The sequence below is a fragment of the Mycobacterium sp. Marseille-P9652 genome (assembly GCF_902652685.1).
Lineage (GTDB): Bacteria > Actinomycetota > Actinomycetes > Mycobacteriales > Mycobacteriaceae > Mycobacterium.
In genome coordinates this window covers 94,700-119,480 of record NZ_CACRUY010000007.1, presented here as the reverse complement: position 1 = coordinate 119,480, position 24,781 = coordinate 94,700, and the positions used below count along the sequence as shown (strand labels likewise).

At 66.8% G+C, this 24,781-nt stretch carries 24 protein-coding genes and 1 tRNA gene; 11 read left to right on the top strand and 14 right to left on the bottom strand.

Going from position 1 to position 24,781, the window contains the following annotated elements; genetic code table 11:
• Nucleotides 1–173 precede the first annotated feature (173 nt).
• Nucleotides 174–1,787 carry a hypothetical protein gene (locus tag GPY60_RS06580; protein ID WP_156686834.1) on the bottom strand — a complete coding sequence of 538 codons (1,614 nt, stop codon included), beginning with the start codon at nt 1,785–1,787 and terminating at the stop codon, nt 174–176.
• 168 nt (nt 1,788–1,955) lie between these two features.
• On the opposite strand from GPY60_RS06580, the gene GPY60_RS06575 reads away from it, so the two are divergent.
• Nucleotides 1,956–2,031 (top strand) — tRNA-Thr (locus GPY60_RS06575).
• Between the two features lie 36 nt (nt 2,032–2,067).
• Here the strand turns inward: GPY60_RS06575 and GPY60_RS06570 are convergent.
• A complete protein-coding gene (locus GPY60_RS06570; protein ID WP_370462661.1) occupies nt 2,068–2,772 on the bottom strand; it encodes a hypothetical protein in 705 nt (234 codons plus the stop codon).
• 178 nt (nt 2,773–2,950) lie between these two features.
• Here GPY60_RS06570 and phoP point away from each other — a divergent pair, with 178 nt between their 5' ends.
• Together phoP and GPY60_RS06560 are read left to right on the top strand one after the other, a co-directional pair.
• Complete coding sequence (gene phoP, locus GPY60_RS06565; protein WP_156686832.1) at nt 2,951–3,670, top strand: two-component system response regulator PhoP; 720 nt, start codon at nt 2,951–2,953, stop codon at nt 3,668–3,670.
• Nucleotides 3,671–3,699: 29 nt separating this feature from the next.
• The gene (locus GPY60_RS06560; RefSeq protein ID WP_156686831.1) at nt 3,700–5,142 is read left to right on the top strand and encodes a sensor histidine kinase; all 1,443 of its coding nucleotides are present in this window, start codon (nt 3,700–3,702) and stop codon (nt 5,140–5,142) included.
• Here GPY60_RS06560 and GPY60_RS06555 read toward each other — a convergent pair.
• A complete protein-coding gene (locus GPY60_RS06555; RefSeq protein ID WP_156686830.1) occupies nt 5,130–5,534 on the bottom strand; it encodes an HIT family protein in 405 nt (134 codons plus the stop codon). The genes GPY60_RS06560 and GPY60_RS06555 overlap by 13 nt on opposite strands.
• A gap of 91 nt (nt 5,535–5,625) precedes the next feature.
• Here GPY60_RS06555 and GPY60_RS06550 point away from each other — a divergent pair, with 91 nt between their 5' ends.
• The gene (locus GPY60_RS06550) at nt 5,626–6,273 is read left to right on the top strand and encodes a dihydrofolate reductase family protein (RefSeq protein ID WP_156686829.1); all 648 of its coding nucleotides are present in this window, start codon (nt 5,626–5,628) and stop codon (nt 6,271–6,273) included.
• 151 nt (nt 6,274–6,424) lie between these two features.
• Nucleotides 6,425–7,822 (top strand): hypothetical protein, encoded by a 1,398-nt coding sequence (locus tag GPY60_RS06545; protein ID WP_231639387.1) that lies wholly within the window; start codon nt 6,425–6,427, stop codon nt 7,820–7,822.
• 21 nt (nt 7,823–7,843) lie between these two features.
• On the opposite strand, the gene GPY60_RS06540 is transcribed toward GPY60_RS06545, so the two are convergent.
• The 9 genes from GPY60_RS06540 to GPY60_RS06500 form a co-directional block, all read right to left on the bottom strand.
• Nucleotides 7,844–8,272: a ketosteroid isomerase family protein gene (locus GPY60_RS06540; RefSeq protein ID WP_156686827.1), complete on the bottom strand. Its 429-nt coding sequence runs from the start codon at nt 8,270–8,272 to the stop codon at nt 7,844–7,846.
• Nucleotides 8,273–8,287: 15 nt separating this feature from the next.
• Nucleotides 8,288–10,285, bottom strand: coding sequence for an oxidoreductase (locus GPY60_RS06535; protein ID WP_156686826.1), 1,998 nt, complete (start codon nt 10,283–10,285; stop codon nt 8,288–8,290).
• A gap of 14 nt (nt 10,286–10,299) precedes the next feature.
• A complete protein-coding gene (locus tag GPY60_RS06530; RefSeq protein WP_156686825.1) occupies nt 10,300–11,427 on the bottom strand; it encodes an NDMA-dependent alcohol dehydrogenase in 1,128 nt (375 codons plus the stop codon).
• A gap of 232 nt (nt 11,428–11,659) precedes the next feature.
• Nucleotides 11,660–12,205 (bottom strand): nuclear transport factor 2 family protein, encoded by a 546-nt coding sequence (locus GPY60_RS06525; RefSeq protein WP_156686824.1) that lies wholly within the window; start codon nt 12,203–12,205, stop codon nt 11,660–11,662.
• 2 nt (nt 12,206–12,207) lie between these two features.
• The gene (locus tag GPY60_RS06520) at nt 12,208–12,414 is read right to left on the bottom strand and encodes a ferredoxin (protein ID WP_156686823.1); all 207 of its coding nucleotides are present in this window, start codon (nt 12,412–12,414) and stop codon (nt 12,208–12,210) included.
• Nucleotides 12,415–12,416: 2 nt separating this feature from the next.
• A complete protein-coding gene (locus tag GPY60_RS06515; RefSeq protein WP_156686822.1) occupies nt 12,417–13,778 on the bottom strand; it encodes a cytochrome P450 in 1,362 nt (453 codons plus the stop codon).
• Between the two features lie 57 nt (nt 13,779–13,835).
• Nucleotides 13,836–14,660, bottom strand: coding sequence for an SDR family oxidoreductase (locus tag GPY60_RS06510; RefSeq protein ID WP_156686821.1), 825 nt, complete (start codon nt 14,658–14,660; stop codon nt 13,836–13,838).
• Nucleotides 14,661–15,878 (bottom strand): cytochrome P450, encoded by a 1,218-nt coding sequence (locus tag GPY60_RS06505; RefSeq protein ID WP_156686820.1) that lies wholly within the window; start codon nt 15,876–15,878, stop codon nt 14,661–14,663. It lies immediately after the preceding gene.
• Nucleotides 15,875–16,519 carry a TetR/AcrR family transcriptional regulator gene (locus GPY60_RS06500; RefSeq protein WP_370462658.1) on the bottom strand — a complete coding sequence of 215 codons (645 nt, stop codon included), beginning with the start codon at nt 16,517–16,519 and terminating at the stop codon, nt 15,875–15,877. Before GPY60_RS06500 ends, GPY60_RS06505 begins: the two co-directional genes overlap by 4 nt.
• 201 nt (nt 16,520–16,720) lie before the next feature.
• Here GPY60_RS06500 and GPY60_RS06495 point away from each other — a divergent pair, with 201 nt between their 5' ends.
• The 4 genes from GPY60_RS06495 to GPY60_RS06480 are packed head-to-tail and all read left to right on the top strand — an operon-like array spanning nt 16,721 to nt 20,294.
• Nucleotides 16,721–18,199, top strand: a complete 1,479-nt coding sequence (locus GPY60_RS06495; RefSeq protein ID WP_156686818.1) for an aldehyde dehydrogenase — start codon at nt 16,721–16,723, stop codon at nt 18,197–18,199.
• A gap of 13 nt (nt 18,200–18,212) precedes the next feature.
• Entirely contained in the window at nt 18,213–18,962 is a 750-nt protein-coding gene (locus tag GPY60_RS06490; RefSeq protein ID WP_156686817.1) for an SDR family oxidoreductase, read from the top strand.
• A gap of 46 nt (nt 18,963–19,008) precedes the next feature.
• On the top strand, nt 19,009–19,866 hold the full coding sequence (locus GPY60_RS06485; RefSeq protein WP_156686816.1) for an NAD(P)-dependent oxidoreductase: 858 nt from the start codon (nt 19,009–19,011) through the stop codon (nt 19,864–19,866).
• Entirely contained in the window at nt 19,866–20,294 is a 429-nt protein-coding gene (locus GPY60_RS06480; RefSeq protein WP_156686815.1) for a carboxymuconolactone decarboxylase family protein, read from the top strand. The genes GPY60_RS06485 and GPY60_RS06480 overlap by 1 nt, the downstream gene beginning before the upstream one ends.
• A gap of 25 nt (nt 20,295–20,319) precedes the next feature.
• Here the strand turns inward: GPY60_RS06480 and GPY60_RS06475 are convergent, their stop codons facing one another.
• Entirely contained in the window at nt 20,320–21,405 is a 1,086-nt protein-coding gene (locus GPY60_RS06475; RefSeq protein ID WP_156686814.1) for an aldo/keto reductase, read from the bottom strand.
• Between the two features lie 81 nt (nt 21,406–21,486).
• Between GPY60_RS06475 and GPY60_RS06470 the strand changes: the two genes are divergently transcribed.
• Together GPY60_RS06470 and purD are read left to right on the top strand one after the other, a co-directional pair.
• Nucleotides 21,487–21,894, top strand: a complete 408-nt coding sequence (locus tag GPY60_RS06470; protein WP_156686813.1) for a MarR family winged helix-turn-helix transcriptional regulator — start codon at nt 21,487–21,489, stop codon at nt 21,892–21,894.
• 24 nt (nt 21,895–21,918) lie between these two features.
• Nucleotides 21,919–23,187 (top strand): phosphoribosylamine--glycine ligase, encoded by a 1,269-nt coding sequence (purD, locus tag GPY60_RS06465; RefSeq protein ID WP_156686812.1) that lies wholly within the window; start codon nt 21,919–21,921, stop codon nt 23,185–23,187.
• Here the strand turns inward: purD and GPY60_RS06460 are convergent.
• Nucleotides 23,184–24,767, bottom strand: a complete 1,584-nt coding sequence (locus tag GPY60_RS06460) for a gamma-glutamyltransferase family protein (protein ID WP_156686811.1) — start codon at nt 24,765–24,767, stop codon at nt 23,184–23,186. The two genes, purD and GPY60_RS06460, sit on opposite strands and share 4 nt — an antisense overlap.
• Nucleotides 24,768–24,781 lie beyond the last annotated feature (14 nt).

Below are 24,781 nucleotides of genomic sequence, written 5' to 3'. Positions count from 1 at the left end.
ACTGCGTATGGTATTTCGACCGGACGGCACTGCAGGCGTTCGTAAAGGACTCAACCCTGTCTGGCCGCCCAGAAGGCCCGGGCCCCTTGGCTGACCGGCTTGCTATGACTTAACAAAGTGCATGCGCGTCGCTTGGTCAGGTGAGGATAAGAGTAGTTCAGACCGACCTTCGTTCACGGAATAACTTGGTTGATGATCGGCCACTCTTTCCACGATGGGATTTTGGCGAGACCGTATGCCGCAGTCTCGTCACCGACCTCAACCTTTACTTCTGCAATCAGATACGCTAGGCGCAGTTGCTTAACAATCGGCAATTGAGTCCAGCAGGAACTGTTGACGGGAATCGGCACGCCCTTGAATTCCTCATCCTCACACGCTGCAACGGAGTAGCTAAGGCCTAGCAGAGTGCCAACGGGATATACTCCCCCGACGAATATCGCCAAACCAATCCCTCTCCCGTCTTGCCATAAGTCACCCTGTGTAAATATAGCGGCGACGATAATACTTAAAATTGCCAAGCCTACAATGTGGTACGTGGCAGAAAAAGGTCGCCCAAAATCGTATCGGATTTGAATCGTATCTTTGATCGGTTGGTGACCTTTACCAGCCCCAAGCCCATGCGACTTTTTATTCCCAAGCCCATGCGACTGCTTATTGCCGCCCTTGTATCGCCTTCGGCATAAACGGTAAATGCATCCACACGCGCGACCTAAAACCAAGAAGGCAACGACAGCTAAAACTACGACACCAACAATTTTCACATCTATCCACCAAGAAGGAACGAGCTGGACATCCATAGACGCGTGTACCGCTGCTTTCTGGTCGGACTCGGCTTGCTTGTGGACTGTGTAATTCCCCATGCGTCGTGCTAGCTCGGTACCAAGCCCGGAGAGAAGTGCAACGATTAGCAGTACTAACGCTCGCCGCATTACTCGCACCGGGTACATGACGATCTTTTCCAGCAACAAGCATAAAGAATCCAGGAAAAAACAGGATGTATAAGGATCCTTTTTGTGCATCACTGGGCTGGGGCCATGCTCGACCTCCTCACGTTTCTTGCGACATGCAACAATATTGCCCGTCGCGGCACTTACAGTGCGGGTGAAGACGAGGTAGGTGACTCGGCACAGAACGTAAAGGCCAACAACGAACACGATAAACACCAGATAGCACCAGTCGCCGTATAGGTCAAAATTTATATTGACTCGTCTAACAGCCTTGATATACAACAAGTTGGCGATGACTAGCATGATAATCGCCGTGCCGATGCCGACAGCTGATAAACCCCCACCTAGGAATATGAGAAACCTCCGCAGAAGCATAATTCTTTGGATGACGTCAAGTGACGCGGTGCTACAGCTGTCGCAGCTTATCGGTTCCGAAAGGGACTCTGTATCAATCTTATTCTTTCTGGTCAGGTCGTCCGCAACCTTTTCCCCATAAACGACTAGCGCCCATGCCGTTCCGCAAACAAGTGCAGCGCCGCCGACAGCCAGTAAGGCCATCGCGACATTCCACTGGCTCCAGAGCTGGAAACACATGGCGTTCCTCTGGTTACCGTCCGTCTTGGGGCCGCCGGAAATCCAACCGAAAAGAAAGCTTGATGTCGTAAGGGCTGGCACGCCGGCAGCGAACAGGCCGACTGCGTGAGTACTTGTGCGGTAAAACGAAGCGAAGACCGCAGTGGTGGCTACCACGAGGAAACCCGCGAGCACACCAGCGAGGGTCGAACTTGCCGGCGCCGCGTCGACCAAGCCCCACTGGGTGTCGATGGTGCAATCGTTCACCGACCCGATTGTTCCGTTGAACAAACTTTGATCCGCGGAAATCGCTAAGCTCGCTTACGTGTTGCCGAGTCGGATGAGACCCTCCTGACTGAGGCCTACGCCCCGACACGCGCAGCTCCGACGGCATCGCTGTGTCGTAGGATCGTCATGGCTCATCCAGCCGGCCCGGCCGCGTTAGCTCAGTTGGTAGAGCGTCGCTCTTGTAAAGCGGATGTCGAGAGTTCGAGTCTCTCACGCGGCTCCATTCGTGCGACATTCTTGTCGGCACTGCAGGATACGGTCACTCGTCGCTCTCGATGACGCGCTGCGAGGGGACCGGACGCGTCGCTGAGCGCCGGCTCACCCGGCGGCCGGGTAGCGGGATGCGGTCGGCGATATTGCTCAACGGGTTGACCACCATGGTCAGGCCGAGCACGGCGTCTTGCAGCGTGGCGATGGCCGGCTCGAGCGCCTCCATCCCGGGCGTGAGGCGGGCCAGGGTGTCGGCGACGTCGGCGAGCTGGTCGAGCGGCCCGTTCTTGGCCGTCAGCTTGTCGACCAGTCCGCCCTCGCTGAGCAGCCGGTCGGCCAGCCCGTCCTCGCCCAGCATCCGCTCGATCAACCCCTCCTCGGCCAGCAATTGATCGGCCAGCCCGCCGGGCTGCAGCGCGCGGTGCAGGCCGCCGCCCTCCGCGGTCAGCCGGTCGAGCAGACCCTCCTCCTGGGTCAGCAGGTCGATCACCCCGCCGGGGCGCAGCAAACGGTCGATCGGCCCGTCGGGCGCAACCGCCCGTCCCAGCGGCGCATCGTCGTCGAGCAGCTTGGCCAACCGGTTGGCCCGCACGAGCGCGTCGTCGATCCCGAGCATGGAGGTCATGGCGCTCGGCCCACCGACTCCGCCGTCGCCAATGGCTCGCTTCGCGACGCCGACCGCCGTGCTGGCGACGGTCAGGCTCGCCTCCGCGGCGGCCAGCCCCACCCGCGCCGGAGCGGTCGCGGCGGACATGATGCTTTTGGCCAGATTCACTCTGCCGAGTCTATGCACGACTCGCGCCGAACAGCCGAATCGGTCAAAGGGAAGGCGATGTTTCCTGGCAGACTATTAGCAGAGTTCTGGCATCGGGCTCCCAGCATTTACACAATGATCGTCAAGGCAATACACAAGCAAGGACAGAAGCGATCCCATGACAGCGGCGACATCAAGTGACACCAAGCCGGAGGCCCGCGTCCTCGTGGTCGACGACGAGGCCAACATCGTCGAACTGCTTTCCGTGAGCCTGAAGTTCCAGGGCTTCGAGGTGCACACCGCGACGAACGGCGCCCAGGCCCTGGACCGGGCCCGCGAGGCCCGCCCCGACGCGGTGATCCTCGACGTGATGATGCCCGGCATGGACGGGTTCGGCGTCCTGCGGCGGCTGCGCGCCGACGGAATCGACGCGCCGGCCCTGTTTCTCACCGCCCGCGACTCGCTGCAGGACAAGATCGCGGGGCTGACGCTGGGCGGCGACGACTATGTGACCAAGCCGTTCAGTCTCGAGGAGGTGGTGGCCCGGTTGCGGGTCATCCTGCGCCGCTCCGGCAAGGGCGGAGCCGAGCCGCGCAACGCCCGGCTGACGTTCGCCGACATCGAACTCGACGAAGAGACGCACGAGGTATGGAAGGCGGGCGAACCGGTGTCGCTGTCGCCGACCGAGTTCACGTTGCTGCGCTACTTCGTGATCAACGCGGGCACGGTGCTCAGCAAACCGAAGATCCTCGACCACGTCTGGCGTTACGACTTCGGCGGCGACGTGAACGTCGTCGAGTCCTACGTTTCCTATCTGCGCCGCAAGATCGACACCGGAGAGAAGCGGCTGCTGCACACCCTGCGCGGGGTCGGTTACGTGCTTCGGGAGCCACGCTGAGCGCGGACACGGCGGGAAAGAGCACCGAGATGTCCGGCAAGTATCGACGAGGAATCCCGCTGCGGGTGGGCCTGGTGGCCGCCACCCTGATCCTGGTGTCCTGCGGCCTGGCGGTCTCGGGGGTCGCCGTCACCTCGATCCTGCGCCACGTCCTCATCGGCCGGATCGACCAGACGCTACTCGAGGCGTCGCGCGGCTGGGCGCAGGCCCCCCGTCGCCAATCGCCGCCCCCGTACGAGGGTCCCGACCCGGGCCGTCCGCCGTCGAAGTACTACGTGCGCGGCATCGGCACGGACGGCACCCCCTTCACTGCGATCAACGACCGCAACGCGGAGCCGGCGCTGCCGCCGGACAACGACGTCGGCCCCAACCCGACGACGCTGCCGTCGGTCAACGGCTCGGACATCCAGTGGCGCGCGGTGTCGGTGCGCGGTCCGCAGGGCCTGACGACGGTCGCGATCGACCTCTCGGACGTCCAGCACACCGTCAGCTCGCTGGTGTGGTTGCAGACGGGCATCGGCGCGGCGGTCCTGCTGGTGGTGGGCATGGCCAGCTTCTTCGTGGTGCACCGCAGCCTGCGACCGCTGGCCGAGGTCGAGCAGACCGCGGCCGCCATCGCCGCCGGCCAGCTCGATCGCCGCATTCCCGAGCGCGACCCCCGTACGGAGGTGGGCCGGCTTTCGCTGGCGCTCAACGGAATGCTCGCCCAGATTCAGCAGGCGCTGGCCTCCTCGGAGTCCTCGGCCGAGAAGGCGCGCAGTTCCGAGGAGCGGATGCGGCGGTTCATCACCGACGCCAGCCACGAGCTGCGCACCCCGCTGACCACCATCCGCGGCTTCGCCGAGCTCTACCGCCAGGGCGCCGCCCGCGACGTGTCCATGCTGCTGTCTCGGATCGAGAGCGAGGCTAGTCGGATGGGGTTGCTGGTGGACGACCTGCTCCTGCTGGCGCGGCTGGACGTGCAACGCCCGCTGGAGCACCACCGGGTCGACCTGCTGGCCCTGGCCAGCGACGCCGTGCACGACGGCCAGGCGATCGACCCGAACCGCAAGATCACCCTGGAGGTGTTGGACGGCCCCGGCACCCCGGAGGTCGTCGGCGACGAGCCACGAATTCGGCAGGTGATCAGCAATCTCGTGGCGAACGCCTTGCAGCACACCCCGCCCAGCGCCGACGTTTTGGTCCGTGTCGGCACAGAGGGCGACGACGCGGTGCTCGAGGTGGCGGACAAGGGCCCGGGGATGAACTCCGAGGACGCCTCGCGGGTATTCGAGCGGTTCTATCGCACCGACTCGTCACGGGCCCGGACGAGCGGCGGTACCGGCCTGGGCCTGTCGATCGTGGATTCGCTGGTGCGCGCGCACGGCGGCGCGGTCAGCCTGGAAACCGCGCCCGGCGAGGGCTGCTGCTTTCGCGTCTCGCTGCCGCGGGTCAGTGAGGCCGCGGCGGCGGACCCGGTTCACGCCAGCTGAGCCAGCGCCGCCTTGATCCGCTCCTGCGCCTGGTCGAGGGATTCCGGCGACGGGTTGCGGTCGACGTTGGCGAACCCGAAGTCGCTGAGGCTGCGGGTGGGGAAGACGTGGACGTGCAGGTGCGGCACCTCCAGTCCGGCGATGATCATGCCGGCGCGCTCGGTCCGGAATGCCTTGCATACGGCCTTCCCGATCAGCTGGCTCACCGCCATGACGCGCGCGAACGCCGCGCCGTCGACGTCCTGCCACTGATCGATCTCGGCCCGCGGCACGACCAGCGTGTGGCCCTGGGTCATCGGCTCGATCGTCAGGAACGCGACGACGTCGTCGTCCTCGTAGACGAATCGGCCGGGAAGTTCACGATTGATGATCTTGGTGAAGATCGACGCCATGGGCCCAGCATAGGTTCGGCGGGCCACCGATGACTTTGGCGGGTGTTGACGGTCAATCCAGCGATGACCCGAGATGCCCAGGAGTTAAGCCATGTCACAGGTGCGCGTGCACAACTTCTCGATTTCCCTTGACGGTTTCGGCACCGGCGAGGGACAAAGCGCCGACGCACCATTCGGGCATGCGGGCGGCCGGTTGCACGAGTGGTTCTTCGCGACGCGCACCTTTCGCGCGATGCACGGCGAGTCGGGCGGGACGACGGGCATCGATGACGCCTTGGCCCGCGCTTGGATGCCGGGCATCGGCGCCGAAATCATGGGACGCCACAAGTTCGGCCCGCAGCGCGGTCCATGGGCCAGCGGCGAGGAATGGAAGGGTTGGTGGGGTGCCGACCCGCCGTTTCACACCCCGGTCTTCGTGCTTACCCACCACCCCCGGGCCCCGATCGAGATGGATGGTGGCACCACCTTCCACTTCATCGATGCGACCCCGGCAGAGTCCCTCGAGATCGCACGAAAAGCCGCCGGAGGACTCGACGTTCGGCTCGGTGGGGGGCCGTCGACGATCCGGCAGTTCCTCGCTGACGACCTCGTCGACCATCTTCACGTCGCGGTGGTACCCATAATCCTCGGGCGGGGGGAGCCGTTATGGCAGGGACTGGAGGGCCTGGAGCAGCGATTCGCCGTGGAGTCGGTGACGAGCCCCAGCGGCGTCACGCATCTCAGCTTCACGCGCCGCTAGGTGGCTGTTAAGCCACGCCGTCTCGCGGCCGAATCGTTAGCGCGACGTTGCCATTTCGTTCCGGGGCCGCGGGAAAATCGCTGTACCCGAAACACGGGAGGAGACCTCCGTGCGGTTTCCCCTGCCAGCGCTGGCCGCTTGTCTGGTCGCCATGGCCCCGGCACTAGTCTCCGGCGCCGCTTCACCCGTACAGGCGGCCGCCGCCTTCGGGCCGTTGGCGCCGCCCAACCCGTTCATGGCCCCGCTGGGACTCGCGTCGCTGCACAACGACGCCGAATCCTCTGATGCCGGGCCACTTCCGGGGCCGGGTGCGCGCTTGAACCCCGTGTTCGGGTATCCGCTGCTGGCGGCGTGCCCGACGATCATGCAGGGCACCGACGGCCTGGTGCTGGCGCTGTGCACCACCGACCTCGACCAGACGCCGACGATCTTTCTGATCGACCCCGGCGGGATCGTCCCACGTATCATCCCGCTGGCTCGCCTGCCGGTCGCCAAGGGCACCCTGCTCGGCGGTGTCTATGCCTACCTGGACAACAACAATCAGGTCGTCATGATCGACGGAACCAATCACCTGCTGCGCATCGCGCACACCCAGGAGGGACCGCCGGGGTGCTGGAAGCTGATCGTCACCGAGTCCACGGATCTGAACGGCGCGATACCCGCGGGCGACGGTTCGGTCGGCATCGTGCCCGATTACGCCGGCAACGTCTGGTTCGCCACCGGCAACGGCGTCGTCGGCGTGGTCAAGCCGGGCGGTGGCGGCGTTGCCACCCTGCAACTGCCGGCGGGAGAGCAAGTGGCGAACAGCATTTCGTCCGCGCCCAGCGGGCGCGTCGCGGTCGCCACCACCTTCGCCCTTTACGAGATGAATCTCGACATCGCGGGGAACCCGCAAATCCTTTGGCGCGCAGCCTATGACCGCGGGCCGGCCCGCAAGCCCGGGCAACTCAGCTGGGGCACCGGCTCGACCCCGGTGTACTTCGGCCCCATGACCGGCGCCGACTTTGTGACCATCGTCGACAACGCCAGCCCCGTGGTGCATGCTTTGGTCTACCAGTCCGGCACGGGTCAATTGGTCTGCCAACAAGCGGTGTTGACGCGGGGCGGACCCGGCAGCGAGAACGCCCCGATCGGCATCGGCGACTCGGTGTTCGTCACCAGCACCTACGGCTACCCCTACCCGGCCGTGCCGCCGAACGCCGGTCCGGCGGTTCCGCCCACGGCGCCGTTCTATGGCGGCATGACGCGGGTGGACCTCGACAGCGCGGGTTGTCATACCGTGTGGGAGAACACCGTTCGCAGCGCCGCGCTACCCCACCTGTCCATCGCCGACGGCCTGCTCTACACCATCATTCGGATCGGATTCGACAACACCACTCCGCTCGACGTGTTCGCCTACGCGGTCGTCGACGCCGAATCCGGCAGGCTGCTCTATCAGCAGCCCAAGTCGGCCACCATCCTCACCGACCCGATCCAGACGCCCACCATGGTGCTGCTGCACCGAAGGATCATGCAGGGCAACATCACCGGGCTGGGGCGGATAGGGTGAGCCGCGTCTGAGCAAGTGCCGCTATTCGTCCTTGCCGAACTTCATCATGTCGAGGTTCCAGTACCCGCGCATGTTCGTGATCAGCCCGGCCTCGTCGACCTTGTAGGTGAACACGCCGCGGACCGAACTGGTGAACCCGCCCTCGAACTTGCTGTCCAGCACCAGGATATGGGCGATCTCGTCGGGCGAACTCGACGGGAAGGTCTCCTCGCAGGTGATGGTCAGCTGGTTGGCCGCGATGTTGGTGTCGAAGAACGCGCCGACCGCCTCCTTGCCCCGGACCCCGGTGCCGTCGGGATTGGTGACGGACTTGCCGATCGGGTCCTCGATGACGACGTCGTCGGACATCAGCGCCAGCCAGCCGTCCCGGTCGTGCGCCTGGACGCAGCGCCAGGAGGCCTGGGATGCGGCCAGGGCCGGGGACGCCTTCGATTCCGCGGTTTGGGTCATGTGAATCTCCTGTCTCTAGATCGCGCACGCGGCGCGTGCGCCCTCTTCGGTGGCTTTGCGGATGAGGCCCAGACCGGTGCAGTCACCGGCGGCGTGGACGTCCGCGCCGGGCATGGCCGCGACGAGGGCGTCGAACAGGGTGGTGTCGGGCTGCAGGCTTCCGGCGAGCACGACGGTGTCGGCGGGCAACCGACGACGCAGGCCGCCAAAAGGCGTGAATTCCACGGCCTCCCGGGTGATCTCTTCCGTCGCCGCTCGAACGTGTACGGTGACGCCCAACCGGTCGAGGCGGTCCATGTGCTCGGTCTTGCGTTTGTTGCCCACCTCGGGCGCAAGGTCCTTGCCGCTTTCCAGGATCGACACGAACCGCCCCCGGGCCGCCAGGAACTCGGCGAGTTCCAACGCGACCAGGTCGCCGCCGATGATGGCCACTCGGCGGCCCAGCGGCATCCAGACGCGGCTGGCGAAGCGTACCGCGGTGGGGCGTGCGAGCCTTTGCCTCCAGCCGCCCAGCAGCTCACGCAGTTCCGATCCGGTGCGCACGTGAGGCAATTCGGCGCCCGGGATGGGTGGCACCGCGAGGTGCCCGCCGGTGGCCACCACCACCGCGTCGGGCGCGGCACGAACCACGTCGTCCACCGAAACCGCTTGGCCGAACGACACCTTCGTCGCGCTCCGTTTGACCTCGCCGCGCAGGTAGTTCAGGAAGGGTTGGTTCTCGGGATGCAATACCGACGCCCAGCGCAGCGCCCCGCCCAGTTGCGCGTTGCGCTCCACCAGCGTGACCCGATGTCCGCGTTCGGCGGCCACCCGCGCGGCCTCCATGCCGGCGGGGCCGCCGCCGATCACCATCACCCGTTTGGCGGGGGCGGCCGGGAGGGGCGCAAGCTCCCGCTCCTTACCCGTCCGCGGGTTCACGGCGCAGTCGACGGAGAAGCGCTGTTCCATTGCGTCGATGCAGTTTTCGCACGAAATGCACCTGCGTACGCGGTCGCCCTGCCCGGACAAAAGCTTGGCCGGTAGGTCTGGGTCGGCGAGTAGCGGGCGTCCCATCGCGATGAAGTCGGCGCGCCCGTCGGCGAGAATCCGCTCGGCCCGGGAGGGGTCGTGGATGCGGCCGACGGCGATCACGGGCACGTCGACCGCCTGCTTCACCGCCGCGGCCGCGCCGACGTTGAGTTCGTCGCCGTCGTCGGCGCCGTTGACCATGCCGGTGACGAGCCGATCGATGACACCGCCGCTGATGTGGAAGGCGTCGACCCCGGCGGCGACGAGTTCGTTCGCCCAGCAGGCGGTCTCGTAGATTGGCCGCCCGCCCGCGACCCGCTCGTAGCCGGAGATGCGCAGGGTGATCGGCAGCGCCTCGCCGATCTCGGAGCGGATCGCGGCCAGCGCCTCCAGCACCACCCGCAGCCTTCCCCGGGGGGAATCGCCCCGGTAGTCGTCGGAGCGCCGATTGCGCTGGGGCGCAAGGAAAGACCCGAGCAACATGTAGCCGTGGGCGGCGTGCAGCTCGATGCCGTCGTAGCCCGCCTCGGCGGCGCGCCGCGCCGCGGCCTTGAACAGGTCGAGCACCCCGCACAGCTGTCGCGGGCTGATCTCGGCCGACGCGCGTCCGGTCAGGTACGAGGGGATCACCGACGGCCCCAGCGACGTCACCCCGAAGATCTCGGGACCCAGCCCGTCGGGCCCGGCGTGCACGATCTGCGGCTGAATCTTGGCGCCGTGCTCGTGCACCGCGTCAACCAGCTCCCGGTGCGCGCCGACCGCGTCGTCCGTGGCCAGGTGCAGACCGCCGGGAGTCTCCGGGTGCCGGTGGTCAACCCCAGTGGCGCCCAACGTGATCAGCCCGACGCCCCCCTTGGCCCGGGCGGCGAAGTAGTCGCGGGTGCGCTCGGACGGCAGCCCGTCGGGAGTGCCGTACATGGTCTCCATCGGAGACATCACCACGCGGTTGCGCACCGTCATGGCGCCGATTCGTCCCGGCGCCAACAGATGCGGGAAGCCGGCCACTCTTGCGGTGTGGGTTACCGATCAGCGTCCGTGTAGCGGATCACGCCGCGAATGTTCTTGCCGTCGAGCATGTCCTGGTAACCCTCGTTGATCTGCTCGAGGCGGTACTGGGTGGTGACCATGTCGTCCAGGTTGAGCTTGCCGGCCTGATACATCGACAGCAGCTGCGGGATGTCGTATTGCGGGTTGCCGCCGCCGAAGATGGTGCCCTGCAGGTTCTTCTGCATCAGGGTCAGCATCGCCAGGTTCAGCGTCACGTTGGTGTCGAGCAGGCTGCCGATGGCGGTCAGCACGCAGGTCCCGCCCTTCTGGGTGATGTTCAGGTAGTTGTCCACGTCGGCGCCCTGCAGCTCGCCCACGGTGACCACCACCTTGTGCGCCATCAGGCCGTAGGTGACCTCGGCGATGCCCATCAGCGCGGCGTTGATGTCGGGGTAGACGTGGGTGGCGCCGAACTTGAGGGCCTGATCGCGCTTCCACTCGACCGGGTCGATCGCGAAGATGTAGCGGGCGCCGGCGTTCACGGCGCCCTGAAGGGCCGCCATGCCGACTCCGCCGACGCCCACGATGGCGACGTCCTGACCCGGCCGGATGTCGGCGGTGCGGACCGCCGACCCGTACCCGGTGGTGACGCCGCAGCCGACCAGCGCGGCCACCTCGAACGGAACCGCCGGGTCGATCTTCACCACCGAGCTGCGGTGCACGACCATGTACGGCGAGAAGGTGCCGAGCAGGGTCATGGGGTAGACGTTCTGGCCGCGGGCCTGGATGCGGAACGTGCCGTCGGACACCGCCGCACCGCCCAGCAGGCCGGCGCCCAGGTCACACAGGTTCCGCAGGCCCGCCTGACATGTCGGGCACTGCCCGCACGAGGGGATGAACGAGAGGACGACGTGATCGCCCGGGGCGATGTCCTCCACGCCGGGCCCGACCTCGGTGACGATGCCCGCCCCCTCGTGGCCGCCGAGAACGGGGAAGCCCGCCATGGGAATGCCGCCGGTCACCAGGTGGTGGTCGGAGTGGCACATGCCCGCTGCTTCCATCTGGATCTTGACCTCGTGCGCCTGCGGGTCGCCGATCTCGATTTCCTCGATCTGCCAGGGCTGGTTGAACTCCCAGATCAGAGCGCCTTTTGTCTTCACTTTGGACCGGACCCCATTTCGCCTTTGAAGTGAGACTGCCTGGCCACGTCGCGCCGGGCAGTGAGGTGACGAGTGCCACAGGGCACCCCTGTGGCGTCAGCATAGCGTGTGCGACAAATCAAATGCTTGGTTGGTCGCTCCAGCGGCGATCGCGAGCGCGGCGTTGGCGGCACCTCCCGCTTGCGGGGGACCGGGCGCTGCGGGTCGCCGCCATCGGCGCCGTCTGAGCCCTTCACCAGATCGGCACCGGTGCCTGGCCGAGCGGGTAATAACCGGGAAGCTTCTCCCCGGCGATGCTGCGCTCGATCCTCTTCTGCATGCCGGCGCTGAGGTCACCGGACTCGATGAGGGTCGCGAACATCTTCGCGACGTGGCCGAAGTCGAAGAAGTCGCGCTGCCACTCGATGAGCTTGTCGGCGCCCAGCCGGAACCAGCTGCCACCGATGCCGTAGATCTCGTCCTGACTGCCGTCGGTCTTGTTGACGATCTGCTTCCAGAACCCGACGATCTCGCCCTGCTTCTCGTCGATGAGGACCTTCTGGTACTCGTAGACCCAGTTCTCGAGGCCTTCCATCTCCAGGCCGAGCGCGATATCGCGGATCTCGTCGACGCCCACGCACATCACGTCCTCTTTGGGCCCGATGTTCCAGCCGTAGGTGGCGTCGGCGGCGTAGAAGTCGGCGAGCGGCCGCCAGTCGCCGGCCTTCTCGCAGTCCTTGTTGGCCTGCAGCCAGGACTGCACCCATTCGTCGAGTTCTTCGCGGGGAAATGCGACCACGGTTACTCTCCTGTTTCTCTAATTGACAGCGCCTGGGTGGGGCACGCCAGCACGGCCTGCTCGATCTCCCGGCGGGCCTCCTCGGGCGGCTCGGCGTCGAGGATCTCGACCTTGCCGCGCTTGGGCACCCGGAAGTAATCGGGCGCCTCGAGTTCACACATCGCGTGGCCCTGGCACAGGTCCAGATCGGCCTCCACCCGATAACCCACGATCACGCTCCCGTCGACGCGCGGCGACGGTACCGGACCTTGGCCGGCCTGGCCAATTGCACGACCATCTTCGAATGGTCGTTGCGGTAACTGTCCGGCGGCTGAGCCATCTCGAATTCGTACTCGCGCAACAACACCGAGAAGATCGCCTTGATCTGCATGGTGGCGAACGCCGCGCCCACGCAGCGGTGCCGCCCGGCGCCGAACGGAATCCACGTCCAGCGGTTGATCAGGTCCTCCTGGCGAGGCTGGTCGTAGCGTTCGGGCACGAATTCGTCCGGGTTCGGGAAGTCCTCCGCTATGCGGTTGGAAATCGCCGGTGACGCGGCGACGAAGTCGCCCTTGTGGATCGGGTAGCCCTCGACCTCGAACTCGCCCTGGGCCACCCGCATGAGAATGATCAGCGGCGGGTGCAGCCGCAGCGTCTCCTTCAGGACGTTCTCCAACTTCGGAATCTGCCGCAGCGCATGGAAACTCACCGCCTGGCCGTCGCCGTACAGCTCGTCGAGCTCCGCGATCACTTCGGCGTACGCCGTGGGGTGACGCATCAGCTCGATCAGCGTCCACGCCGACGTTCCCGAACTCGTGTGGTGCCCCGCGAACATGAGCGAGATGAACATGCCGGTGATCTCGTCGGCCGAGAAACGGGGTGTGCCGTCTTCGTCCTTGATCGACACGAGCACGTCAAGCATGTCGCGGTCGCTCTTGTCCGCCGGCGGGTTGGCGATGCGCTGGTTCATGATCTCCTGCACCAACGCCACCAAGCCCTTTCGGGCCTCGTCGCGGACGCGGAAGCTTTCGATCGGCAGGTTGGGGTCGACGTAGCACAGCGGATCGGTGCCGCGTTCGAGTTGGTGGTAGAAGTTGGCGAACCGCGAGTCGAGCTGGTTGCGGAACTTCGGACCGATCAGACACGCGGTCGACGTGTAGATGGTCAGCTCCGCGAAGAACTCCAGCAGGTCGATTTCGCCTTCGTCGCCCCAGTTTTCGATCATCCGGCGCACTTCGCGCTCGATGGTGACGGCGTGGCTCTTCATGTGCTCGCCGCGCAGCGCGGAGTTGTGCAGCATCTCCTTGCGGCGTTCGGGGCTGGCGTCGAACACCACACCCTTGCCGAAGATCGGCGTCATGAACGGGTAGGCCTCGGCCTGGTCGAGATCCTCGTCGGCGGAACGGAAGAAGAACTCGTTGGCCTTGGCGCCGGACAGCAGGATGACGTGCTTGTCGGCCAATTGGAACCACCCGACGTCGCCACACTCGTCGCGAACGCGCCGCATCAACCCGATCGGGTCGGTGCGGAACTCCTCGAGGTGGCCGTGTTCCTCTTCGCCGCCGGAAACCCGGGGCACCGTTGCGGTGGTCATATGCTCACTTCTCCTCGCCGCTCGTACCTCGCGCCGCATCGTCGTTTCGCGAAGTCGTCATGACGGCATCCCCTCTTCTCCGAGCGCAAGCTTCTGGCGGTCCTTGTTGTCGGCCAGCGGGGCTTCGGGCTGAAGTTCCATGTTCGCGATGAAGCCGCCGCGCGGCGTCTCCGCGACGAACGTGATCGCCCGGGCCAGGTCGGACGCCCGCAGGAAGTAGTCGTGGCGCGCCTGGCCCCACTTCGCCCAGTCCTCCAGCGCCGGACCAATCTTCTCGGGCGGCAGGCTCCAGCCCATCGAGGTCTTCGTCGGCCCGGGGTGAACGATCGAGGCGCGCACCCCGGTGCCCTCGAGTTCCATCTGCAGGTTGGTCACCATGGCGACCAGGCCGGCCTTGGCGGCCCCGTAGGCGCCCATGTGGGGCCGTTGGCGCAGCGCCACGTCCGAGCCGACGAAAATCAGGTCGCCGCGCCGCCGGTCGAGCATGCCAGGCAGCACCGCGGTGGCCAGCCGGTTGGCGCCCACGAGGTGGATCTGCAGCTGCGACTCGAACTCGTCGGTGGTGACCTCGGCGATCTTGCCGAAGTAGGTGTCGCCGGCACCCGCTACAAGCACCTCGATGTCGCCGAGCGCCTCGACCGCCTGCGCGACAAACGACTTCACCGAGTTCGGGTCCGTGACGTCGAGGTGGAAGCCCACGGCTTCGCCGCCGTCGGCGTTGATCTTGCCGACGATGTCGTTGAGCTTCTCGACCCGTCGGGCGCCGAGGGCGACCGGGAAGCCATGCGCCGCAAGCTCGATGGCGGTGGCCTCGCCGATGCCGGAGGAGGCGCCCGCCACGATCGCCGGGCGACGTTCGGGCAGGGGGTCAAAGCGGGGCATTCAGCGGACCTCCACGCTCATCGGTAGGTGAGCGAATCCGCGGACATTGCTCGAATGGACGCGGACGGCGTTGGCCTCGTCCACCTCATATCCGCGGATTCGCTTGAACAACTCGGTCAGCGCCACCCGAGCCTCCATCCGCGCCAGGTGTGCGCCCAGACAGAAGTGTGCACCGCTACCGAAACTCAACAGCCGGGGCCCGATTTCGCGCCCGATCACATAGTCGTCGGGATGGTCGAAGACACGCTCGTCGCGGTGACCCGACCCCGGAAGCAGCAGCAGGACGTCACCGACCGGAATGGTGGTGTCGTACAGCGTGAGTTCACCGGACACGGTCCGCGCCAGGATCTGGCTGGAGGTGTCGTAGCGCAGCGTCTCCTCGACCCACAGCGGCACGCGCGAGAGGTCGGCGTACACCGGTTGGAGCTGGTCGGGATTCTTGTGGCCCCAAAACGCCGCGTTGGCAAGGAGTTTGGTGGTCGTCTCGTTGCCGGCGATCACCATCAGGAACAAAAATCCGAGGATCTCCTCGTCGGTCAGCCGGTCGCCGTCGATCTCGGCGGCCAGGAGCGCCGAGGTCAGGTCGTCGGTCGGCTTCTTGCGGCGCTCGGCGATCATGTCCTGGTAGTAGACGATGAGGTTGATCGACGCCTCGATCGCCGACGCCGGCTCGTCGTTGACGCCGTCCTCGCGGTGCATGACGCCGTCGGCCATCGCCCTGATTCGGTCCCGGTCCGCCACCGGAACACCCATCAGTTCGGAGATCACGTCCATCGGCAGCTTGCCGGCGAATTCGGCGACATAGTCGACGGTGCCGGCACCCGCTTGGTCCAGCATGGCGTCGAGATGCTGCAGGGCCAGTTCGGTGACCCGGGGCTCGAGTTCGCGGATCCGGCGCGGCGTGAACCCTTTTGACACCAGCGTGCGCAGCCGCAGATGGGCGGGGTCGTCCATGGCCAGGAACGACATCGTCTTCGACGCGTGCGGCCCCCGCGAGACCGGGTCCAGCGACACGCCGTCGCGGTTGGACAGCGTCGTGCTGTTGCGGAACCCCTGCAGTACGTCGCGGTGCCGCGACAGCGCCCAGAAGTTGAGCTCCTCGTTGCGATACAGCGGCGCCTCGTCGCGCAGCCGCTTGTAGTACGGGTACGGATCCTCGTGGAAGTCGTAGTCGTAGGGGTCCAGAACCACCTCGTGGTCGCCGACGTGCACGGTCATCGCTGGGTCCAGTCTGCTCGTTCGACCGCCTGTCCGGCGCCGGCCAAGATGAGCCGCACGACGAAGGCCAACCGGTCGGCGATGTCCCGGTACGTGAATTGACCGCTGCCGGCTTGCACCAGGGCACCGAAGAACGCCATCTCGAGCGCCGAGACGGTGGCCTGGTTGGCGCCCGGCCCGATGGCCGACGCGATGCGGCGGTGGATCTCGGCGCCGATCCGGTCGCGCGCGGCCCGCACCGCGGGGTCCGCGCCGCCGCCGAGCAACGCCGCCGTGCAGGCCGCGCCGACCTCGGGCTCGTCCGCCACCACCAGGGCCAGGTGACGCAAGACCTGCTCGACCCGGGTCGGCATCGGGTCGTTCACGTCGGTGAAGTAGGGAACCCGCCGCACGAGGTCCAGGTACACCTCGGCGATCAGATGGTTCTTCGACGAGAAGTAGGTGTACGCGGTGGCCGGTGCGACCTTGGCGCGCGCCGCGACGGCCCGCACCGTCAACTCGGTGTAGGACGTCTCGCGCAGCGTCTCGATGCCGGCGGCCAGCACCTTGCGAAACGTCTCCTCTTGGCGCCGGTTGCGGGGCGTCTGACCGGTCTGGTGCCCGGTTCCCGAGGCGAGAGATACCAGTGCGTCGCTGGACACTTGTCCAAAGTATCGGATCGGCTCGTCGCAAAGCAAGCGCCGTAGCAAAGAAGCTGTATAAATACGCCTTCCGGCCATCCTGCGGTCCCTGCCTCGATCGGCTCTTGCTTCCGCCGCGCCGCGAACGCTATGGTGCCAGGGGGAAATATCGGACAGCTGTCCACTCTAAGCGTGCCCATCGTGTCCTAGGCGGGAGCAGAAATGGCCCAGACCACCCTGTTGGCCGACGGCGTCAGCGCATTGTTCATCGACGGCAAGTTCTCGGCCGGCAGCTCGGGCACCTTCCCGACGATCAACCCCGCGACGGAGGAAGTGCTCGGGGTCGCGGCCGATGCCGGCGCCGACGACATGGATCGCGCCATCGACGCGGCGCGGCGGGCCTTCGACGAGACCGACTGGTCACGCAACACGGAGTTGCGGGTGCGGTGCGTCCGGCAGTTGCGCGAGGCGATGCAGCAGCACCTCGAGGAACTGCGCGAGCTGACGATCGCCGAGGTTGGCGCGCCGCGGATGCTCACCGGCATCGCCCAGCTCGAAGTGCCGGTCAACGACCTCGCATTCGCGGCCGATACGGCCGAATCCTACGAGTACAACCAGGATCTCGGCGTGGCGTCGCCGATGGGCATTCCCACGAGGCGCACCATCGCCCGTGAGGCCGTCGGTGTGGTCGGCGCGATCACCCCGTGGAATTTCCCCCACCAGATCAACCTCGCCAAGATCGGCCCCGCGCTGGCCGCCGGAAACACCGTCGTCCTCAAGCCCGCACCCGACACGCCGTGGTGTGCCGCCGTGCTGGGCGAACTCATCGCCGAGCACACCGACTTCCCGCCCGGCGTCATCAACATCGTCACCTCCAGCGACCACGGCGTCGGGGCGATGCTCGCGAAAGACCCTCGCGTGGACATGGTTTCGTTCACCGGGTCGACCGCCACCGGTCGCAGCGTGATGGCCGACGGTGCCGCGACCATCAAGAAGGTCTTCCTCGAGTTGGGCGGCAAGTCGGCGTTCGTCGTCCTCGACGACGCCGACCTGGGCGGCGCGGTGGGCGTCGCCGGGTTCTCGGTCTGCATGCACGCCGGGCAGGGATGCGCCATCACCACCCGGCTGGTGGTGCCGCGTGCGCGGTATGACGAGGCCGTCTCCATCGCGGCCGCGACGGTGGGAGGCATCAAGGCGGGCGACCCGACCGATCCCGGAACCATCTGCGGGCCAGTCATTTCGGCGCGCCAGCGCGATCGGATCCAGGGCTACCTCGACTCGGCAACCGCCGAGGGCGGGACGTTCGCCTGCGGGGGTGGGCGGCCGGCCGACCGCGACGTCGGGTTCTTCATCGAGCCCACCGTGATCGCCGGCCTGGGCAACGACGCCCGCTGCGCGCGCGAGGAGATCTTCGGGCCCGTCCTGACGGTGATACCGCACGACGGCGACGACGACGCGGTGCGCATCGCCAATGACTCGCCCTATGGACTGTCGGGCACCGTGTTCGGCGCCGACCCGGACAGGGCCGCAAGAGCCGCCGCCCGGATTCGCGCGGGCACGATCAACGTCAACGGCGGCGTCTGGTATTCGGCGGACGCGCCGTTCGGCGGTTACAAGCAGTCCGGGAACGGCCGCGAGATGGGTCTGGCCGGTTTCGAGGAGTACTTGGAGATCAAAACCATTGCGACAGCGGTCAACTAGGGGGCGCCCGGATATGAGGTTCGAGAACAAGGTCGCGATCGTCACCGGGTCCGGTGGCGGGATCGGGCAGGCATACGCCGAGGCGCTGGCTCGCGAGGGCGCGGCCGTCGTGGTCGCCGACATCAACGCGGAGGCCGCCGAGGGCGTGGCCAAACAGATTGTCGCCGACGGCGGCTCGGCGCTCGCCGTCCCCGTCGACGTGTCCGATCCGGTGTCGGCGAAGGCGATGGCCGACCGCACGCTGGCGGAGTTCGGTGGCATCGACTATCTGGTGAACAACGCCGCGATCTTCGGGGGCATGAAGATCGACTTCCTGCTCACCGTCGACCCGGAGTACTACAAGAAGTTCATGAGCGTGAACCTCGACGGGGCGCTGTGGTGCACCCGCGCGGTGTACAAGAAGATGGCCAAGCGCGGTGGCGGCGCCATCGTCAACCAGTCCTCCACTGCCGCCTGGCTCTACGCGAACTATTACGGGTTGGCCAAGGTCGGGATCAATGGTCTCACGCAACAACTCTCGCGCGAGCTGGGTGGCCAGAACATCCGGATCAACGCGATAGCGCCCGGACCCATCGACACCGAGGCCAACCGGACCACCACCCCCAAGGAGATCGTCGACGACATCGTCAAGGGCCTCCCCCTCTCGCGGATGGGGACGCCGGGGGACCTCGTCGGAATGTGCCTCTTCCTGCTGTCCGACGAGGCGTCCTGGATCACCGGGCAGATCTTCAATGTCGACGGCGGACAGATCTTCCGCTCATGACCGCCAGCGACGATGCAGAGCGCAGCGATGAGGAGGAGCGGCGCGTATGACCGGCGAATTGCGGCTCGGCTACATCGGCCTGGGGAACATGGGGGCCCCGATGGCCACGAAGATGACCGAATGGCCCGGCGGCGTAACGGTCTACGACATTCGGCCCGAGGCCATGACCCCGCTCGCCGAAAAGGGCGCCGGGCTGGCCGACAGCGTCGCCGACGTTGCCGCGGCCGACATCATCCACGTCACCGTGCTCAACGACGACCAGGTGCGCGAGGTGGTGGGTGAGCTGGCGGCCAACGCGAAGCCCGGCACGGTGATTGCGATTCACTCGACGATCAGCGACACGACCGCCGTCGAACTGGCCGCCGAACACAAGCCCCAGGGCATCCACGTCGTCGACGCTCCCGTCAGCGGTGGGGCCGCCGCCGCGGCGAAGGGCGAGCTCGCCACCATGGTGGGCGCCGAGCGCGAGGTGTACGAACGGATCAAGCCGGCCTTCAAACTCTGGGCGGCGGTGGTGATCCACGCCGGCGGCGCGGGTGCCGGGACGCGAATGAAGCTGGCGCGCAACATGTTGACCTTCACCTCGTACGCCGCGGCGTGCGAGGCGATGAATCTGGCCGAGGCGGCCGGGCTGGACGTGCAGGCCCTCGGCAGAGTCGTGCGGCATACCGATGCGCTCACCGGCGGCCCGGGCGCGATCATGGTGCGCGACGACATGAACGACCTGAATCCGGAAAGCTTTCTCTACCAGCCGTTCCTGCACACGCGCGGGTTGGGCGAGAAGGATCTGAGCCTGGCGCTGGCGTTGGGCGAGGCGGTGTCGGTCGACCTGCCCCTCGCGCAGCTGGCCCTCGAGCGATTGGCCGCCGGCCTGGGAGTGCCGCATTCCGGAGGAGAAGAGTGATGGACGAACTGCGCCGCAAGGGCCTCGAGAAGATGAACGAGGTCTACGGCTGGGAGATGCCCAACGTCGAGGGCGACGCGTTCTTCGACCTCACCGTCGACCACCTCTTCGGCACCATCTGGACGCGACCCGGGTTGTCGATGCGCGACAAGCGGATCATGACGCTGACCGCCGTGACCGCCCTGGGGAATCGCGACCTGGCCGAGATCCAGATCAACGCCGCGCTGCTCAACGGCGAGCTCACCGAGGACGAACTGAAGGAGATGGCCGTCTTCCTGACGCATTACCTCGGGTTCCCCCTGGGCTCGACGTTCAACGGCGCGGTGAGCGCCGTGGTGGCGAAGCGGAAGAAGGCCGCGGCAAAGGGTGCGGGCGAGGACAAGAAGGCCAACGTCGACGCGGCGCTGAAGATGCACTCGGGCGAGTAGGGCGCCGCCGGCGGCTCAGGGAATGTCAGTACGGCTGAACGCCTTCCGGCATCACATACTCCGAGATCGGCGCGGAGACTCCGTTGACGGTCGTCCCGCCGTTGATGATGCCCGGAGCCATCTCCAGCATGTTGTGCGGAAACCCTAAAGCCGGCTTTGTGAGCGCGCCGAGCCGCGCCAATTCGTCCCCGGTGAGTGTGATCTCGACGGCCCGGACGTTGTCCTCGAGCTGCGAGAGCCTGCGCGCCCCGATGATGACGGATGACACGGCGGGCTGCGCCAGGACCCACGCGAGCGCGACGCTGGCCACCGTCGTGTCGTGCGCCTTGGCGATAGCCTCGAGTTCGTCGATCACCGCATACGTCTTCTCGTTCAGGAACGCGTCAACCATCGCGCCGCGATCGGCGTTGTGCTGTCCGGCATTCCGCCGGGTGTACTTGCCGCTGAGCACACCGCTCTTGAGCGGCGACCATGGTGTGATGCCGAGTCCGAACTCGGAGGCCATCGGCACGAGTTCCTGTTCGATGTCGCGTTCGAGAAGCGAGTACTCGACCTGCAGCCCGACGAACGCCGACCAGCCGCGGAATTGCGCGATGAGGTTGGCCTGGGCGATCTTCCACGCCGGGGTGTCGGAAACGCCGACATATCGCACCTTGCCGGCCCGGACGAGTTCGTCGAGCGCGGCCATTGTTTCCTCGATGGGGGTGTTCGCGTCCCAGATGTGCAGCCAGTAGAGGTCGATGTAGTCGGTTTGCAGGCGGCGCAGCGAGTTCTCGCACGCACTGATCAGTGATTTGCGGCCGGATCCGCCGCCGTTGGGGTCGCCGGGATACAGGTTCCCGCTGAACTTCGTCGCGATCACCGTGCGGTCGCGACGCGCGGGGTGGCGCCCGATGTGGTCGCCGACGATCTTCTCGGAGTGGCTGCGGGTGTAGAAGTTGGCGGTGTCGATGAAGTTGCCGCCGAGTGCGAGGAACCGATCGATGATCCGTTGCGACTCCTCGACGCTGGTGCCCCAGCCGAGGTCTTCGCCGAAGGTCATTGCGCCCAGGCACAGGGGGCTGACGCGCAGTCCGGAGCGTCCGAGTGTCACGTATCGATCGAGGGGCATAGGAGGCGCTTTCTGGTAAATTGTTCGGTTATGCGTATGTTCCAATCTAAACTAGTTCGTATCTGAACGACCTGCAAGTTGATGTCCGCGGTCGACGCGGCCAAGGTCTGGTCGCTGAACTATCGGGTGCTGCTCTCGGTCATTTCCTGCGCCGAAAGCCGAATCTGCGCGCTCGGGGTCGAGACGAAGGAACTGTTGCTGCTTGCCGAGATCGACGAGCACGCCTACCCGGCCGAACTCGCGGTGGCGTTGAGCATGCCCAAGCCGACGGTGACGGCGTACGTGAAACGGCTTGAAGCGGCCGGTTTCGTGCGCCGTGAAATCGACCCCGCGGATCTGCGGCGGCACCGGCTGCTGCTCACCCCGGCGGGACGGGAAGTCAAGGCCGACGGCCTGGCGCTGCTGGCGGAGGAGTTCAACAAGCGGCTCAGCCGTCTCACCGCCGCACAGCAGAAGGAACTGAAAAGCCTGCTCGAGCGAATCGTTTGAACGCCTGAGCTACTCTGACGTGTCGTGCGCGTCCTGGTGATCGGCTCCGGAGCCCGTGAGCATGCGCTGCTGCTGGCGCTTCGGCGAGACCCGCAGGTCACCGGCCTGGCCATCGCCCCGGGCAACGCCGGCACCGCGCGGTTGGCCGAGCAGCGCGACGTCGACGTCACGTCGGGCGAAGACGTGGTCACCCTGGCGCGCGACGTCCGCGCCGACCTCGTCGTCATCGGCCCCGAGGTGCCCCTGGTCCTCGGCGTTGCCGACGCCGTGCGCGCCGCCGGCATCGCCTGCTTCGGGCCTGGCAAGGACGCCGCCCGCATCGAGGGTTCCAAAGCGTTCGCCAAAGAGGTCATGGCCGCGGCCGGTGTGCGCACGGCCCAAAGCGAAATCGTCGACAACCCGGCGCTCCTGGACGCGGCCCTGGACCGCTTCGGCCCGCCGGCCGGCGACCCCGCCTGGGTGGTGAAGGACGACCGCCTCGCCGCCGGCAAGGGTGTGGTGGTGACCGGCGATCGCCACGCCGCCCGAGCCCATGCGGCGGGTCTGCTCGAAGCGGGTCACCCGGTGCTCCTGGAGTCCTTTCTCGACGGGCCCGAGGTGTCGCTGTTCTGCGTGGTCGACGGCCAGACCGTGGTGCCGCTGCTGCCGGCCCAGGACTTCAAGCGGGTGGGTGACGGCGACACCGGTCCCAACACCGGCGGCATGGGCGCGTACGCGCCGCTGCCGTGGCTTCCCGACGAGGTATACCGGCACATCGTCACCGATATCGTCGAACCCGTCGCGGCCGAGCTCGTGGCGCGCGGCTGCCCGTTCTCCGGGCTGCTCTACGTCGGGCTCGCGATCACCGGGAAGGGCCCGGCCGTGGTCGAATTCAATTGTCGCTTCGGCGATCCCGAGACGCAGGCCGTGCTGGCCCTGCTGGAGTCGCCGCTCGCACAGCTGCTGCACGCCGCGGCCACCGGCACGCTGGCCGACTTCGACGAGTTGCGCTGGCATGAGGGTGCCGCCGTCACGGTGGTGCTGGCCGCCGAGAACTATCCCGGCCGCCCGCGCGTGGGCGACGTCATCGTCGGCGCGGAGGCCGACGGTGTGCTGCATGCGGGGACGGCCCGGCGCGAGGACGGCGAGGTGGTCTCGGCGGGCGGCCGGGTGCTGTCGGTGGTCGGCACCGGCGCCGACCTGCCCGCCGCGCGCACCGCCGCTTATGCCGCCCTGCGTTCGATCCGGCTGCCGGGCAGCCACTTTCGTACCGACATCGCCCTGGCCGCGGCCGAGGGCAAGCTCACCGTCTAGAAACCCACGGCCTGACCGTCGCGACGTGGATCGCTCACCGCGAGATAGCCGTCGTCGAGCCGCCAAATGGCTTGACAGCTGCCGAATTCGTTGTAGTCGTCGACGGTGACCAGGTCGTGCCCGCGCCGCGCGAGCTCCGCCAAAGTGCGCTCGGGAAAGCCCCTTTCGCAACTCACCTGCGTGCCCTGCACCCACCGGAATCGTGGGCCGTCGCACGCCGCCTGGGGATTCTGGCCGTGGTCGGCGATGCGGACCATCACCTGCACATGACCCTGGGGCTGCATCATGCCGCCCATCACCCCGAAACTCATCACCGGGGCGCCGTCCTTGGTGACGAAGGCCGGGATGATCGTGTGGTACGGACGCTTGTTCGGCCCGACCCGGTTCGGATGCCCTTCCTCGAAACCGAAGTGAGTTCCCCTGTTCTGCAGCGCGATTCCCGTGCCGGGCACCACCACGCCCGAGCCGAATCCCATGTAGTTCGACTGGATCATCGAAACCATCGTTCCCGCGGCGTCGGCGGCCGTGAGGTAGACCGTGCCGCCTTTCGGGGTGCCGGCGAATGCGGGCTTGGCCCGATGCCGATCGATCAGCGCGGCGCGGTGCTCGAGGTAGTCGGCGTCGAGCAGTCGTTCGGGAGGCACCGCCATGTGGTCGATGTCGGCGACGTGGGCCGCGGCGTCGGCGAAGGCCAGCTTCACGGCCTCGATCTGCAGGTGCACGCTGTCGGCGGAATCGGCTGGCAGCGAAGGCATGTCGAAGTGCTCGAGGATCCCCAGGGCGATGAGCGCGACGATGCCCTGGCCGTTAGGTGGGATCTCGTGGATTGTGTAGCCGCGGTAGGTCGCGTCGATGGTGCCCACCCAGTCGGCGCGGTGCGCGGCCAAATCCGTGACACGCATGGCCCCGCCGTTGGCCAGCGCGTGCGCCTCGAGCCTCGCGGCGAGGCCGCCACGATAGAAGTCCTCTCCGGTGGTTGTGGCGATGCGTTCCAGCGTCGCCGCGTGGTCCGGAAACCGCACCAGCTCACCGGGATTCGGCGCTCGCCCGCCGGGCATGAACGCCTCGGCGAAGCCGGGCTGGTCCTTGAACAGCGGCACCTGCGCCGCCCATTGCTCGGCCACCGTCGGTGACAGCAGAAACCCGTTGCGCGCGTAGGAGATCGCCGGCTCCAAGAGCCGCCCGAACGGGAGCCTGCCGAATTTCGCGTGCAGTTCCGTCCACGCCGACACCGCCCCGGGCACCGTCACCGAGTTCCAACCGAGCGCCGGAACGGCCCCGCCCCTGAAGTACTCCGGCGTCCACGCCGCGGGCGAACGGCCCGATGCGTTCAACCCGTGCAATCGCTCGCCGTCCCACACGATGGCGAAGGCGTCCGAGCCGATGCCGTTACTCACCGGCTCCACGACGGTGAGCGTGACCGCCGTGGCGATGGCCGCGTCGACGGCGTTGCCGCCCTCGGCCAGCACGCGCAGACCCGCCTGGGCGGCCAGGGGTTGCGACGTGCACACCGCGTTCGACGCGAGGACGGGCTTTCGCGGCCAGGCGTAGGGAAAGTCCCAACCGAAGGGTGTCGTCACCTCCGCGAGCGTAA

Excerpts from the sequence above, each read along its gene's own strand:
- GPY60_RS06550 (WP_156686829.1), top strand. The coding sequence starts at position 5,626 with ATGTCACAGGTGCGCGTGCACAACTTCTCGATTTCCCTTGACGGTTTC.
- GPY60_RS06475 (WP_156686814.1), bottom strand. The coding sequence starts at position 21,405 with ATGCCCCTCGATCGATACGTGACACTCGGACGCTCCGGACTGCGCGTC.
- GPY60_RS06485 (WP_156686816.1), top strand. The coding sequence starts at position 19,009 with ATGACCGGCGAATTGCGGCTCGGCTACATCGGCCTGGGGAACATGGGG.
- phoP (WP_156686832.1), top strand. The coding sequence starts at position 2,951 with ATGACAGCGGCGACATCAAGTGACACCAAGCCGGAGGCCCGCGTCCTC.
- GPY60_RS06540 (WP_156686827.1), bottom strand. The coding sequence starts at position 8,272 with ATGACCCAAACCGCGGAATCGAAGGCGTCCCCGGCCCTGGCCGCATCC.
- GPY60_RS06505 (WP_156686820.1), bottom strand. The coding sequence starts at position 15,878 with ATGACCGTGCACGTCGGCGACCACGAGGTGGTTCTGGACCCCTACGAC.
- GPY60_RS06560 (WP_156686831.1), top strand. The coding sequence starts at position 3,700 with ATGTCCGGCAAGTATCGACGAGGAATCCCGCTGCGGGTGGGCCTGGTG.
- GPY60_RS06495 (WP_156686818.1), top strand. The coding sequence starts at position 16,721 with ATGGCCCAGACCACCCTGTTGGCCGACGGCGTCAGCGCATTGTTCATC.
- GPY60_RS06490 (WP_156686817.1), top strand. The coding sequence starts at position 18,213 with ATGAGGTTCGAGAACAAGGTCGCGATCGTCACCGGGTCCGGTGGCGGG.
- GPY60_RS06515 (WP_156686822.1), bottom strand. The coding sequence starts at position 13,778 with ATGACCACCGCAACGGTGCCCCGGGTTTCCGGCGGCGAAGAGGAACAC.
- GPY60_RS06480 (WP_156686815.1), top strand. The coding sequence starts at position 19,866 with ATGGACGAACTGCGCCGCAAGGGCCTCGAGAAGATGAACGAGGTCTAC.
- GPY60_RS06545 (WP_231639387.1), top strand. The coding sequence starts at position 6,425 with ATGGCCCCGGCACTAGTCTCCGGCGCCGCTTCACCCGTACAGGCGGCC.
- GPY60_RS06510 (WP_156686821.1), bottom strand. The coding sequence starts at position 14,660 with ATGCCCCGCTTTGACCCCCTGCCCGAACGTCGCCCGGCGATCGTGGCG.
- GPY60_RS06470 (WP_156686813.1), top strand. The coding sequence starts at position 21,487 with ATGTCCGCGGTCGACGCGGCCAAGGTCTGGTCGCTGAACTATCGGGTG.
- GPY60_RS06555 (WP_156686830.1), bottom strand. The coding sequence starts at position 5,534 with ATGGCGTCGATCTTCACCAAGATCATCAATCGTGAACTTCCCGGCCGA.
- GPY60_RS06570 (WP_370462661.1), bottom strand. The coding sequence starts at position 2,772 with ATGTCCGCCGCGACCGCTCCGGCGCGGGTGGGGCTGGCCGCCGCGGAG.